General features: G+C 69.5%; 8 protein-coding genes. 1 reads left to right on the top strand and 7 read right to left on the bottom strand.

Annotated elements, in window-relative coordinates:
* Positions 1 to 26: 26 nt before the first annotated feature.
* Positions 27 to 1,526: a hypothetical protein gene (locus Q0R63_RS18385; protein ID WP_295700567.1), complete on the bottom strand. Its 1,500-nt coding sequence runs from the start codon at positions 1,524 to 1,526 to the stop codon at positions 27 to 29.
* Positions 1,527 to 1,739: 213 nt separating this feature from the next.
* Complete coding sequence (locus Q0R63_RS18380) at positions 1,740 to 4,325, bottom strand: hypothetical protein (RefSeq protein WP_295700564.1); 2,586 nt, start codon at positions 4,323 to 4,325, stop codon at positions 1,740 to 1,742.
* Positions 4,326 to 4,795: 470 nt separating this feature from the next.
* On the opposite strand from Q0R63_RS18380, the gene Q0R63_RS18375 reads away from it, so the two are divergent.
* The gene (locus Q0R63_RS18375) at positions 4,796 to 8,428 is read left to right on the top strand and encodes a PKD domain-containing protein (protein WP_295700563.1); all 3,633 of its coding nucleotides are present in this window, start codon (positions 4,796 to 4,798) and stop codon (positions 8,426 to 8,428) included.
* A gap of 154 nt (positions 8,429 to 8,582) precedes the next feature.
* On the opposite strand, the gene Q0R63_RS18370 is transcribed toward Q0R63_RS18375, so the two are convergent.
* The 5 genes from Q0R63_RS18370 to Q0R63_RS18350 all read right to left on the bottom strand — a co-directional run.
* On the bottom strand, positions 8,583 to 9,428 hold the full coding sequence (locus Q0R63_RS18370; protein ID WP_295700560.1) for a phosphatase PAP2 family protein: 846 nt from the start codon (positions 9,426 to 9,428) through the stop codon (positions 8,583 to 8,585).
* Positions 9,429 to 9,433: 5 nt separating this feature from the next.
* On the bottom strand, positions 9,434 to 10,687 hold the full coding sequence (gene cysN, locus Q0R63_RS18365; RefSeq protein WP_295700558.1) for a sulfate adenylyltransferase subunit CysN: 1,254 nt from the start codon (positions 10,685 to 10,687) through the stop codon (positions 9,434 to 9,436).
* Positions 10,687 to 11,598: a sulfate adenylyltransferase subunit CysD gene (gene cysD, locus Q0R63_RS18360; protein ID WP_295700556.1), complete on the bottom strand. Its 912-nt coding sequence runs from the start codon at positions 11,596 to 11,598 to the stop codon at positions 10,687 to 10,689. Before cysD ends, cysN begins: the two co-directional genes overlap by 1 nt.
* Positions 11,595 to 12,389, bottom strand: coding sequence for a 3'(2'),5'-bisphosphate nucleotidase CysQ (locus Q0R63_RS18355; RefSeq protein WP_295700553.1), 795 nt, complete (start codon positions 12,387 to 12,389; stop codon positions 11,595 to 11,597). Before Q0R63_RS18355 ends, cysD begins: the two co-directional genes overlap by 4 nt.
* Positions 12,389 to 13,570: sugar transferase (locus Q0R63_RS18350; protein WP_295700550.1), on the bottom strand; the 1,182-nt coding region annotated here is incomplete at its 5' end. The genes Q0R63_RS18355 and Q0R63_RS18350, both read right to left, overlap by 1 nt.

Raw genomic sequence — 13,570 nt, 5'->3', positions numbered from 1 at the left:
GCCTCCCTCACCCCGCGAGGCGGGACTCACTTCCAGATCGACTCCTTGCTCCGGCTCGCGTCGCCCGCCTCGTCCGATTCTGCGTTCGCCGGGAGGACGGGCTCCCCGGGCCCGGCCCCGGTCCGGTGCTCGAGCTCCGTGGGGTCGAGGGCGATCGTCGCGCCCAGCGCTGCGGCGGAGACGATGACGACACCCATCAGGGGAACGCCGAGAAGGTCGGCCTGGTGCACGAGCTCGCCGATCCGGTCCTTGGTCGTGCGCTTGTCGACCGCGATCGCGATCACGGCGTCAACGGCGCTGGCGACCCCGAGGCCGACAGGCGACGTCGTGCTCGGAGACGCGACGACGACGAAGTCGTTGTCCGCACGCAGCTGGGCGAGCAGGGCGGCCATCCGCGGACCGACGAGGAGCTCTCCCACCTCGGCGAGCGAGCTCCCTGCGGGCAGCACGCGCAGCCCGTGGGCGTCGACGAGGAGGTCGGAGGGCGTGCCCTCGCCGCGAAGCGCTTCGCCGAGTCCGGGTCCCGCGACCCCGACCTGCTGTCCCGCGGCCTCCTCGGCGCACACCAGGACCACGCGATAGCCGGCCGACACCAGGGACCGCGCCAGGGCGGTCGACAGGGACGAGGACGACCGGTCGGACTCCACGCCGGCGAGAGCGACCACGGCAGGCGCGGACGTCCCGGCGAGCACCGCTCCGCGCAGGGCGGGGGCGATCGCTTCGACGCTGCGCACCTTCCGCCCACGACCTGCGGTCATGGCGGACAGGACGGGAAGGCCGGCGACCACAGTCATCCGCGAGCGGACGCGCCGATCGAACCGCTCACGCCAGACGGCGGCGAGCAGGCCGAGCAGCAGCCCGGCGATGCCGCCGGCGACGGCCAGGATGATCGAGCTCAGACCGGTGGGGGCTCCCGGCAGCGAGGCGGGCGTCAGGACCGAGCCGGGGTCGAGCGGCACTGCCCGTGCGTCCGAGATCGCGGACTGCACCGTGATGAGCTGGTTCGAGTAGAGCTGGACCTGGCCGGCCGCTTCGGGGACCGGCACCGCCGCTGACGCGGCCTTCGACGCGGCGCTCAGCTGGGCCTGGACGGCGGCCGCCTGAGCCGTCAGACCGTCGAGCTTCACGGTCTGCGTCTTGGTGGCTTCGGCGCCTCGGTAGGCGAGGTAGGACTTCGCGAAGGTGTTCGCGCCGGCCTGCGCCGCGGCGATACTCGTGGCCGTGAAGTTGATGTTCACGATCTGGGTGTTCGACGGCACGGAGGTGGTGACGGTGCCGTCGCCCACCACGACCTTGTTCTTCAGCGACCTGTTGGCCAGCGCCGTGACAGCGTCCCCACCCACGATCTGCGCTTCGGTCGTCAGCGCGACCGTCTGCTGGTTGGAGCTCGAGGCGGCATCCGGCGAGAAGGGCAGCCCGGGCACGGGCTTGAGGATGACTCCGGACGTCGACACGTAGGTGGTGTTACCCCGTTCACCGATCAGGTAGGCAACGCCTGCGAGGACGACCATCGGCAAGATGAGCATCCAGGCGTGCCTCCGGATGGCGTTCGCCAACAAGCCTGGTCGGGGCGCCTCCATCGAGTTCACGCTCACGACTCTTCCTTCCTTGCCACACCGAGGCAGCTGTCTACGCGACGGGGTTGTTCCCCGCGGCTGTTGTTTCCGGGCGATGACTGCCCATGGGGGCAGGGATGGTGGACGGCGGATGCGCGGCCGGACGGGTCCGGACGGGTGTGATCAGACGATAACGATCCCACGCACGCCCCCGCCCATGGCCGTGAGCGTTGCCGCGGCGCGCTCGAGATCTCGAACCGCCGTGTGCGGACGACAGACCAGCGCGTAGACCGGGCTTTCCGCAGCAGAGGCTTCCCCCGGGAGGTCGGAGATCTGCGGGCGAGCCGATCGCCCGGTGATGTCCGCCACCGCAGTCACCCCGAAGGGACGCACCGCGTCGCGGACGGCTCGGGTTCCCCCGGACAGGGTGCGGCGTCGGGCGAGCCGCCTCCACCACCGCGACCGTTCGGGACGCGCGAGCACGGGGTATCCCAGGTCGGTCGCGCCGTCACCCCGGGGCCCGAGCCGCCCGCCACGCCGATCGGACCAGGTCGCGAAGAGCAGGCCGAGCACGAGGCCGATCATCGCTCCGCTCCCGAGCGAGACGTTCCAGACGGTCGAGAGCGCTTTGGTGGGCTCCAGTCGCAGCACGGTTCCCGCGACGGGTGTGGCCGCCCGCAGGTTCACGGCGCCCCGCTCGTTGCTCACCAGCTGCACCTGGAGCTTGTCGATGCGCTCGCGGAGGACCTTCGTGGCGCTGTGGGTGGGGTTCTTCCCCTCCTTGGCGACCAGGGCCGTCAGCTCGTTGCTCAGGGTGGGGAGCGAGGCGGCCAGGGCGGCGTGCTTCGCCGCCAGGATCCCGACCTCCGTGGCGAGGTGTTGGCTGATCTGTGCCGACCTCACGGCGATGAAGGCCGTCGTCGCGGCCCTCGCCCCGGCGACCGCGTCGGACGCATGGTCGGCGACGTAGGAGATGTGGAGGACGCGGCTGTTGGGCGTCGCGAGCACCCTGAGGGTGCGGGTCTCGTGCGGCCCGGGCTTCTTCGTCGCGCGCGCCACGGCAGCGGTCACCGCCGGGTCGTTGAGGTACTGCGCCTCGGTGTCGATGCTCAGCAGGCCGCTGGTGTCGGTGGTGTAGTGCGTCCGGTCCGGCGGGACGATGAACGACATCACCGCGCGGGTGGGAACCCCGTAGTGGACCTGCCAGAGCGCACCGCCGGCCAGGCCGGCGATCGTCAGGAGCGCGATCACGGGCAGATGGGCGCGGACCGAGGCGAGCTGGCCACCCAGCGTGGCGACCAACGGCACGGGCGCTCCCGGCTCCCGGCCGGACTGCTCGCGGGCCATCAGCCCGACGGCCACGAAGACCACCATCAACGCCGTCCCGAGCGAGTTGTAGACCGGCATCGTCACGGTCGACAGGACGAGGACGCAGAGACCCATGAGGATGAGACCGGAGCGGGCGCGCAGGTGGCGCAGGAAGGTCTGCGCGAAGAAGCCGAGATAGAGGACCAGCCCGACGAGGCCCTGGCAGAAGACCACGAGCCAGAGCTGGCCCTGGGTCCCCAGCGCGGGCGGACTGCACCGCGGACAGCCCGCGGTCGCGCCACCGGCGATGGAGTTGAAGTTGCCCTGGACGTTGCGGGTGCTGCCCAGGCCGATGAGGGGGGAGGTCTTCACGACGCTCTCCACGGAGAGGGTCCCGAGGTTCGTCCGTCCGTTGATGCTGCCCTCGCTCGACAGGCGGGCCTGGACGACCGCCCCGAGCGGGGAGTAGGCCACGGCCGCCGTGGCGACGACCCCGGCCAGGAGCAGGACGGCCAGGATCCCCGGCTTGCCCTGCAGGGCCGACCGGATGGCGACGAACAGCACGGCGACGGCGAGGGCCACCCACAGGCCGCGGTTGAGGGAGACGACGACCGCGACGAACGCCAGCAGGCCGACGACGGGCGCGGCATACCGGCGCCAGGCGGCGTCCTTGCCGAGCCACGCGTAGACGAAGAACGGGGCCAGGACCGCGAGGTTGACGCCCCAGGTGTTGGTGTAGGAGTAGGGGGCGCTGGGTCGCGGGGAGGAGTAGCCCAGGACGTCCTGGAGCTGCGCGGCGCTCGGGTGGATCATGTGGTTGATGAAGGGAACCGAGGAGACGCCGGAGGGCAGCACCAGCTCCATCAGCGACGAGAACTGGAAGGTGGGCGCCAGGATCCCGAGGATGCCGCCCCCGACCACCCAGATGAACATCAGGGCCATGATCCGGGTGACCCGGGTGGTGCTCAGCTCCTTGCGGGTGTTGAGCACGTAGAGGCCGACCAGGGTGACACCGAGATACCAGATCAAGCGATAGCTGAAGGTGAGGATCCTGGTGCTGCCGCTGTCCGCGACGGCGCCGTAGGCCGGCACGCTGAGCAGGCCGACCCCGACCAGGGACCACACGAGGTAGAGCGCCCACCAGCCGAAGCCACGCGGGATCTCGACGCGTCGCATCCGCAGGAGGTGGTAAGCCATCGGCAGGCAGAGCGCGAGCGGCGCCCACTCCGTGAGCCCCATGGCCCACCACAACGGGAAGGGGGCGAACATCCAGGCCAACGGCCACCCGGGCGCGAAGAGCCGGCTCACCTTCGGCGGGGCCATGATCCGGCGGCGGGTGCGAAGAGCCGGTGTGGACCTCAGCACGACGGCTTCCCGGAGCACCTGTCCTGTCGGTGCAGCCGAGAGGCGCGACACGGTCCCCCCCGACCCGCGGCCGAGATCGTCAGCGAGCAGCTTCACAAGACTCCTTCAAGCTCTTCCCCGATGTGTGGTGTTCCCCGACGACGCTGAGCACGGCTGACCGGACTCCCCTCCCCCCGGGACCGTCCGGCGACCTGTCGGCTCACCTCACGAGAGCGACAACTGGGCACCATCGTGACATTGATCGGGCCTGATCTCGGACGGTTTGCGCAAAACTGTCAGCCGGTTCGGCACGCGTTCCCAGCCCGCGGTCCACCCTTCCGGGTGTGTCACCTCTGCCGGGGACGCGCCGCAACCACCGATTTTTCGGAAGCCGGTCCTGATAACGATCGGACCTATGCATACTGGACCACGGACGGGCCAGTACTGGACCCGTCCCTGGGAGAAGTTATCGGCGTAGCCGGGGACCGCGGGGCAACACAGGTCCGATGTAGTGCAGCTACATCTGGCGTGGCGGTAGCCCAGCGGGACTCGTGGCGCCCTCGAGGCGCGAGGTGGGGAAGTCGAGCATGAAGCTGAAGCGTCCAGGATGGGTCGTCGGGCTCGCGGTCATCGCCGTGGTGCTCGCCTCGCTGGCCAGTGTGACGTTGCCCGCGCAGGCGGACCAGATCACCCTCCCGCAGATCGTCTCGCCCGTGCCGCTGGCCGGGACCCCTGCCGTCGACGACGGCCAGGTGCTGACCTTCGCCCAGGTGGGGAGCCGCACCTTCGCCGGAGGCACCTTCACCTCCGTGGCCGGAGTCGCGCGCCGCGGCATACTCGCGATGCAGAGCCCCTCCTACGCCCTGTCCACGGACTTCAACCCGGTCGTCGACGGTGACGTCAACGCCCTCCTGCCGGGTACTGCGGCGGGCACCCTCTTCATCGGCGGGACCTTCAAGACGGTCGGTGGGGTGACCTCGAAGTCCCTGGCGCTCGTCGACACCACGACCGGGGCCCGGATCACCACCTTCAAGGCGAACACCTTCAACGGCATCGTCAACACGATCAAGCGCACCGGCAACCAGCTGATCATCGGCGGCACGTTCACGACGGTCTCCGGGCAGTCACGGGGCGGCCTCGCGTCCCTGGACGCGACGACCGGAGCCCTGACCTCCTTCGTGACCAACGTCGTGACCGTGAACCACAACTGGACTCCCACCAACGGCGCCCAGAAGGGCCTCGTGGGTGTCCAGGACCTCACCATCACCCCTGACGGCTCCAAGCTCGTGGCGATCGGCAACTTCAAGTTCGTGGACGGGCTGGCCCGGGACCAGGTCGTCATGCTCGACCTCACCGGCAGCACCGCCGTCGTCCGTGCCGACTGGGCCACCCACCGCTACGAGCCGGCCTGCTACTACCAGGCCTACGACTCCTACATCCGCGACGTGGACATGTCCGCCGACGGCTCGTTCTTCGCCATCGCCGCGAGCGGTGGTGGCACGAACACGTTGTGCGACAGCACGGCACGCTTCGAGACCAACGCGTCGGGCACGGACATCCAGCCGACCTGGGTCAACAACGCCGGTGGCGACTCCCAGCTCTCGGTGGCCATCGCGGGCAACGTCATCTACGCCGGCGGCCATGCCCGCTGGTCGAACAACGTCAACGGCAACGACTTCCCCGGTGCGGGCGCGGTCCCGCGTCCTGGCCTGAGTGCACTCGACGCCCGTACCGGTATGCCCATCGCCTGGAACCCCGGCCGCAACCCCCGAGGCGGGGGCGCGAATGCCGCCTACGCCGCGACCGACGGGGTGTGGATCGGTAGCGACACCGACTGGATCGGCGACCACAAGTACAACCGGCCGAAGATCGCCTTCTTCCCCCTTGCCGGGGGCTCCAGCCTCGCGTCCGAAGCGGTCTCCTCGCTTCCGGGCGGGATCTACAAGAGCATCGGTGCCCCGAACACGTCGGTCCTCTACCGGGTCGACGCGGGCGGCGGAGCTGTGCCCGCCATCGACAACGGGCCCGCCTGGGCGGCGGACGACTCCGCGACGAGCAGCTACCGCAACACGGGCAGCAACAACGCCATCTACGGCGGGGGGGCGACGATGGACTCCACCGTCCCCGCGTCGACGCCGAACGACATCTTCAACTCGGAGCGGTGGGATCCCTCGGACCCGACCGAGATGCAGTGGGCCTTCCCGGTCCCCGCCGGCCAGCAGATCGAGGTGCGCCTGTACTTCGCGAACCGCTGTGGCTGCACCAGCGCGGTCGGGCAGCGCGTCTTCAACGTCGACCTCGACGGCACCCGGGTGCTCTCGAACTTCGACATCGTCGCGGCGACGGGTGACCAGCGCGGCACGATGCGCTCCTTCACGACGACGTCCGACGGTCTCGTCAACATCGACTTCGGCCACGTGACGGAGAACCCGCTCGTGAACGGCATCGAGATCGTCAAGTCCGGTGGCGTCGCCCCGGCGCCTGCGAGCTACGCCGGGTACGCCTTCAACGGGTCGACCGTGGGCGCACCGACGACCCTCTCGCCACAGCTCGACCCGACCACGGTGCGCGGCTCCACGGTGATCGGGGGCCGACTGTTCTACGTCAAGAACACCGGTGACTTCGCCTGGCGCTCGGTCGCTGCGAACGGTGTCCTCGGCACCGAGAACCTCATCGACCCCTACAACGACCCGTTGTGGTCCACGGTGAACACGGGTTCGGGTCAGACGTACCGCGGGACCAAGCCGAGCTTCTACGGCGAGGACGCCGCGATCACCTCGATGTTCTACGACCAGGGTTTTCTCTACTACACCCTCTCGGGCCAGACCGGCCTCTACTACCGGGCGTTCTCACCGGACTCCGGCGTCATCTACCCGAACCGGTCCCAGGTGGCGTCCGTCGTGATGCCGGCCGTGACGGGCGCCTTCCTCACCGGGGGGCAGCTCTACTACGTGACCACGGCCGACGGCCGGCTGAACAAGGTGGGCTTCTCCGGTGGTCAGATGATCGGGACGCCCGTGCCGCTCACCGGCGTCGGGATCGACGGGGTGGACTTCCGCGCGAACCTGCTCTTCCTCAGCGGCATCCCCAACCAGCCCCCGACCGCTGCCGCGAGTGGCTCCTGCAGCTACCAGGTCTGCACGTTCAGCAGCGCCGGGTCGTCCGACGCCGACGGGACCATCGCGGCCTACAGCTGGAACTTCGGGGACGGCACGTCGAGCACCGACGCCAACCCGAGCCACACGTATGCCGCGCCCGGCACCTACTCGGTCGTGCTCACCGTCACGGACAACCAGGGCGGCAGCGGCCAGGCGACCACCTCGGTAACCGCCACGCAGGCACCGAACGTCCTTCCGACGGCCGCGGCCTCGGGGTCGTGCTCGCTGCGCGTCTGCACCTTCAGCAGCGCCGGGTCGAGCGACCCCGACGGGACGATCGTCGGCTACGCCTGGACGTTCGGTGACGGCGGCACGAGCACCGACCCCAACCCGACTTACACGTATGCCGCCGACGGGACCTTCACGGCCACCCTCACGGTCACGGACAACCGGGGCGGGACGGGGCAGGCCACGACCACCGTCACGATCGCCACCCCGGCCCCGTCCAACATCGCCTACGTCGGGTCGTCGTCGGTCAACCTCAGCAGCAAGACGCCGACCGTGACCGTGCCCTCGGGCGTCCTGTCGGGCGACCGCCTCCTGCTCTTCCTCACGTCGGCCGCCGGAACCACCCAGACGGCACCCACGGGATGGACCCTGGTCACCTCGGCGACCTCCGACACCACACGGACGTCCGTGTGGCAGAAGGCGGCCACCGCGACCGACACTCCCGGCTCGTCCGTGACCACGACGGTCGACGTCCTCGGCAAGGTGGACGCCAAGATCGTCGCCTACCGAGCGGCGGGCCCCGTGGTCACGGCTGCGGCGGCCGTTGCCGCGGCCACCGTGTCCCACGTCGCGCCCAGCGTGCAGATCAGCCCCCCCGGGAGCTGGCTGGTGTCGTACTTCGCCGACCGCTCGTCGGCCGTCACGACGATCACCCCGCAGGCGTCGGTCAGCGCGAGGGACGTGAAGTACGGGACGGGCTCGGCCAAGATCGACGCCCTCCTCGGCGACTCCGCCGGGAGCCTCGCCGTCGGCGCATCCGGCACCAGGACGGCCACCACGGACGCCAAGAGCATCCGGGACGTGACGGTGTCGCTGGTCCTGCCCCCGCAGTAACGGGGGAACGACACCCCTTACGGGATCGGGCGCGCTGAGGATCCAGCTCTCTGCGTCAGCAGTGCCCGATCTCGCCCGAATAGGTGCATGACAGCAAGAAGCAGATCCCACCGCAGCCCGGCCGACCCGCATACCCACGGTCGTGGGGTTCCGGCTACGGGACAGCGGCTGCTGAAGGCTGCGGGGTGTCGAGGGCCGTGGGGGGAGCGTCGACCGCGACACGGTCGAGGACGCAGACGGCCCCGACCATGAGTCCGAGGATCAGGCCACCGTAGATCACGCCACCCACCACATCGGTGAACCAGTGCTTGAGCAGGTAGGTTCGGCTGTAGCCCTCCAGCACGGTCAGGAGGGAGAGGAGTGTCCACCCCGCCACCCATCCCCGACGGCTGACCCTCTTCCACCGCAGCACGAGGAAGATGACCAGTCCGTAGACGACCACCAACCGTGCGCACCCCCCGGACGGGTAGGTCCCCAGGGTCGTCGGCGGGTGTCCCCGATGCACGGTGGCAGCGAGAAGCATCTGGCCGAACTTCTCCAACAGGTAGCCGAGGGGCAGCGCGAGGAACGGGGTCCACCACCCCCGCCGACGCCACAGCACCGCCAGCAGCACCGCGCCGACGACGGCGATCCGCTGGGTCTGGGCCCGATTGCCCATCTTGGTCAGGACGTTCCAGGCGTCGGTCCAGGAGCCGGGCAGCTGCCTGGTCCTGAACCACTCGAACACGGGGACGTCGACGGACGGCTCCAGAGCATGCGCGAGCTTGCCGAGGAACCACCCGATGACGAGCGTCAGGGCGAAGCCGGCGAGCGCCACGCCCGCAGCGGTCGCGCCTCGTCCCACGTGCGGGACGACCGAGTCCACCGCCGACCCGAGCCGAGAGCGGCCCGTCTCGAGCGCCCGCGGCACGCGCCAAGAGGGTGCCGTGGCCACGAGGACGCCACCCAGGATCAGCACTGCGGCCATGCTGGCGATCAGGACCGCAACGGACGGGGCCATGTGCTCTAGGAGGCCTCGGTGATCATGCCGGCGGCCACGGTCCGGTTGGTGGCCTCGTCGATGAGGATGAACCCTCCGGTCGAGCGGTTGCGGGAGTAGTCGTCGCACATCAGCGGGACCGTCGTGCGCAAGCGTACTCGACCGATATCGTTGAGCCCCAACGCTTTTGCGTCTTCGTCCCGGTGCAGAGTATTGACGTCGAGGCGGTAGCTGAGTTCTTTGACGATGGTCCGGGCGCTGCGGGTGGTGTGCTTGATGGCGTACTTGCCGCCGACCTTGAGCTGGGCCGACTCGTCCATCCAGCAGATCATCGCGTTGAGGTCCTGGGCCACCATCGGGCGGTTCTGCGGGCGGCAGATCATGTCGCCGCGCGAGACGTCGATGTCGTCCTCCAGACGCACCGTGACCGACATGGGCGGGTAGGCCTCGTCGACCTCGCCGTCGGCCGTCTCGACCGCGAGGATCTTCGAGGTGAAGCCGGACGGGAGCACCATCACCTCGTCGCCCTTCTTCAGCGTGCCGCCGGCGACCTGCCCGGCATACCCGCGGTAGTCGTGCCACGCGTCGGACTGCGGGCGGATGACGTACTGCACCGGGAAGCGCACGTCGATGAGGTTGCGGTCGCTCGCCACGTGCACGTTCTCGAGGTGGTGCAGGAGGCTCGGGCCCTCGTACCACGGCATGTTGGCGGATCGCGTCACGACGTTGTCGCCAGCGAGGGCCGAGACCGGGAGGATCGTCAGGTCGGGGATCCGCAGCTTGGACGCGAAGGTCGTGAACTCCGCCTTGATCGCCTCGAAGACCTCCTCGGAGTAGTCGACGAGGTCCATCTTGTTCACGCACAGCACGAGGTGGGGCACCTGGAGGAGGCTCGCGAGGAAGGCGTGCCGACGACTCTGCTCGACGATGCCCTTGCGCGCGTCGACGAGGACGAGGGCGAGGTCCGCCGTCGACGCACCGGTGACCATGTTGCGCGTGTACTGGATGTGCCCCGGGGTGTCGGCGATGATGAACTTGCGCCGCGGGGTCGCGAAGTAGCGGTAGGCGACGTCGATGGTGATCCCCTGCTCGCGCTCGGCGCGCAGGCCGTCGGTCAGGAGCGCGAGGTTGACGTGCTCGTCACCGCGCTCCTTGCTGACCCGCGTGACCGCGTCGATCTGGTCCTCGAAGACCGTCTTGGTGTCGTAGAGGAGCCGCCCGATGAGGGTGCTCTTGCCGTCGTCGACCGAACCCGCCGTGGCGAACCGGAGAATGTCCATCAGAAGTATCCCTCACGCTTGCGGTCCTCCATGGAGGCCTCACTGAACTTGTCGTCCCCACGGGTGGCGCCACGCTCGGTGATGCGTGTCGTGGCCACCTCGTCGATGACCTTGTCGACGGTGTCGGCGTCCGACAGGACGGCCGCGGTCAGGCTCGCGTCGCCCACGGTGCGGTAACGCACGCGCTGCACCGACACGCTCTCGTGCGGCTTCGGTCGACACACCTCGTGCACGGCGTAGAGCATGCCGTTCCGGTCGAAGACCTCACGGTTGTGCGCGTAATAGATCGAGGGGAGCTCGATCTCCTCCTCCTTGATGTACTGCCAGATGTCGAGCTCGGTCCAGTTGGAGAGCGGGAAGACCCGGATGCTCTCCCCGAGGTGGATCCGGGCGTTGAAGAGGTTCCACAGCTCGGGGCGCTGGTTCTTGGGGTCCCACTGGCCGAACTCGTCGCGGAAGGAGAAGACCCGCTCCTTGGCCCGCGCCTTGTCCTCGTCGCGGCGGGCCCCGCCGAAGATGGCGGTGAACCGGTGCTTGTCGAGCGCCTCGAGCAGGACCGGCGTCTGGATCCGGTTGCGGGTGCCGTCGGGCGGCTGGCTCACGCTGCCGTTGTCGATGGCCTCCTGGACGCTGGCCACGATGATCTGGAGATGCAGCTGCTCGACCCGGTAGTCGCGGAAGGCCAGCACCTCCTCGAAGTTGTGGCCGGTGTCGACGTGCATCACCGGGAAGGGGATCCGCGCCGGGTGGAAGGCCTTCTCGGCGAGCTTGAGCATCACGATGGAGTCCTTGCCGCCGGAGAACAGCAGGACCGGCCGCTCGAACTCGGCCACCACCTCTCGCATGATGTGGATGGCCTCGGCCTCGAGGACACGCAGCTGGGACAGCTGGTAGTCGGGTCGGTCGGTCATGCGGGGTCTCCCTCGAGAGTGAGCTCACGGATGGCGGTGAGGATCGCGTCGGCGAGATCCGGGTGGCAGATGACGAGGTCGGGGAGAGAGGGGTCGGTCCGGTTGTAGACCAGCGGGGAGCCGTCGATGCGGCTGGTGTGCAGACCGGCGGCGCGGGCCACCGCGACCGGTGCGGCGGAGTCCCACTCGAACTGGCCACCGGCGTGGACGTAGGCGTCGACCGTGCCGTCGAGCACTGCGGTCGCCTTGACGCCCGCCGACCCCATCGGGACGAGCTCGGCATCGAGCTTCTCGGCCAGTCGCGTGACGAACGCCGGCGGTCGGGTGCGACTCACGGCCAACCTGATCCGCTCGCCGCGATCGGCCCGCGGGACCGGGGGTGCGTCGGTGGCGAGGGTCGAGCCCATGGCCGGCCGGGCGACGGCACCGGCGACAAGGTCGCCGTCCTCCCAGAGGGCCACGTGGACGGCCCAGTCCGCGCGACCCTCACCGAACTCCCGTGTCCCGTCGAGCGGGTCGATGATCCACACCCGCGAGGCGCCGACGCGCATACCGTCGTCCTTGGCCTCTTCGCTGAGAACCGCATCGCCCGGACGATGGCGGGAGAGCTGGTCGGCCAGGTGCGCCTGGGAGCGTCGATCGCCCTCGGCGCGCAGGGCCGCCGGGTCCGCCGAAGGGTCCTCGGCGCGCAGGTCCAGGAGCACCTCGCCCGCGGAGTCGGCGAGCCGGCGCGCCAGTGCGTGGTCGTTCATCGTCGTCGGGTCTCCCAGGATGACTCGGGACTCGGGCATCAGTAGGCCCCTGCGGCGCCGAAGACGGCCTTAGTGGTGCGGACGAGGATCTGCAGGTCGAGGATCGGGGACCAGTTGTCGACGTACCAGAGGTCGAGGCGCAGGGACTGCTCCCAGTCGAGGTTGCTGCGACCACTGATCTGCCAGAGGCCGGTCATCCCCGGGCGGACCCGCAGCCGCTGCACCGCATCCGACTCGTAGAGCTCCACCTCGCAGGCGAGCGGCGGCCGCGGTCCGACGAGCGACATCTCCCCCATCAGGACGTTCAGGAGCTGCGGCAGCTCGTCGAGGGAGTAGCGGCGCAGGATCTTGCCCACCCCGGTGATGCGGGGGTCACTGGGGTCCTTGAACAGGACGGCGTTGGTGGCGTGCCCCGTGGTCATCCGCTGCACCTGGGCGTCGGCCTTGTCGACCATCGTCCGGAACTTGATCATCCGGAAGGGCTCGGAGTGGACTCCGACGCGCTCGGCGCGGTAGAACACCGGACCGTTGCTGGTGAGCTTGACGAGGAGGGCGATGACGGCGAAGACCGGCAGCAGCACGACGGTCAGGCCGAGGGCGACGAGGGTGTCGAAGACGCGCTTGACGACGAGGCGGCCACCCGAGCTGACGGGGCGCTCGACGTGCAGCAGCGAGAGGCCGGCGGCGGGGCGCAGGGACAGCCGGGGCCCGGCGACCTCGACGATCCCCGGCGAGACGATGAGGTCGACGTCGCGCTCCGCGAGTGCCCACCCGAGGCGTCGGAGGTTCTTGCCCACGAGATCAGGGTGGCTGGACACGGCGACGACCTCGGCATGCAGCTCGTCGACGGCCTGGATCGCGGTCTCGGGCGGACCATAGATCCGCACCCCCTCGATGGTCTCGGCACCCTCCCAACGGGAGTCGAGGCCCGAGACGCACGCGGCAACCACCCGCATACCCGACTCGGAGCCGATCTCCGTGATCATCGCGGCCACCGAGTCGGCACGACCGACGACGATCGTGTCGACCAGGCACTCACCCTGCTGACGGCGGTTGTAGAGGTCACGCCTGAAGTACCAGTGCGACAACAGGCTCGCGACCATCGTCAAGGGCACGAGCGGCAGCACGATGGACCGGGGCATCCGGATGTCGAAGGTGAATCCGGCGAGGGCGGCCGCGCAGGCGACGAGGAGGGCAGCCTTGCCGATCGCGCGGTACTC

This window comes from Lapillicoccus sp. (assembly GCF_025353065.1).
In the GTDB taxonomy this organism is placed as follows: domain Bacteria; phylum Actinomycetota; class Actinomycetes; order Actinomycetales; family Dermatophilaceae; genus Lapillicoccus.
This window is presented reverse-complemented; position numbering and strand designations above follow the sequence as displayed.

What these genes read in the sequence shown, in the direction of transcription:
- Q0R63_RS18375 (WP_295700563.1), top strand. Translation starts at nt 4,796, where the DNA reads ATGAAGCTGAAGCGTCCAGGATGGGTCGTCGGGCTCGCGGTCATCGCC.
- Q0R63_RS18355 (WP_295700553.1), bottom strand. Translation starts at nt 12,389, where the DNA reads ATGCCCGAGTCCCGAGTCATCCTGGGAGACCCGACGACGATGAACGAC.
- Q0R63_RS18385 (WP_295700567.1), bottom strand. Translation starts at nt 1,526, where the DNA reads ATGCTCATCTTGCCGATGGTCGTCCTCGCAGGCGTTGCCTACCTGATC.
- cysN (WP_295700558.1), bottom strand. Translation starts at nt 10,687, where the DNA reads ATGGACATTCTCCGGTTCGCCACGGCGGGTTCGGTCGACGACGGCAAG.
- cysD (WP_295700556.1), bottom strand. Translation starts at nt 11,598, where the DNA reads ATGACCGACCGACCCGACTACCAGCTGTCCCAGCTGCGTGTCCTCGAG.
- Q0R63_RS18370 (WP_295700560.1), bottom strand. Translation starts at nt 9,428, where the DNA reads ATGGCCCCGTCCGTTGCGGTCCTGATCGCCAGCATGGCCGCAGTGCTG.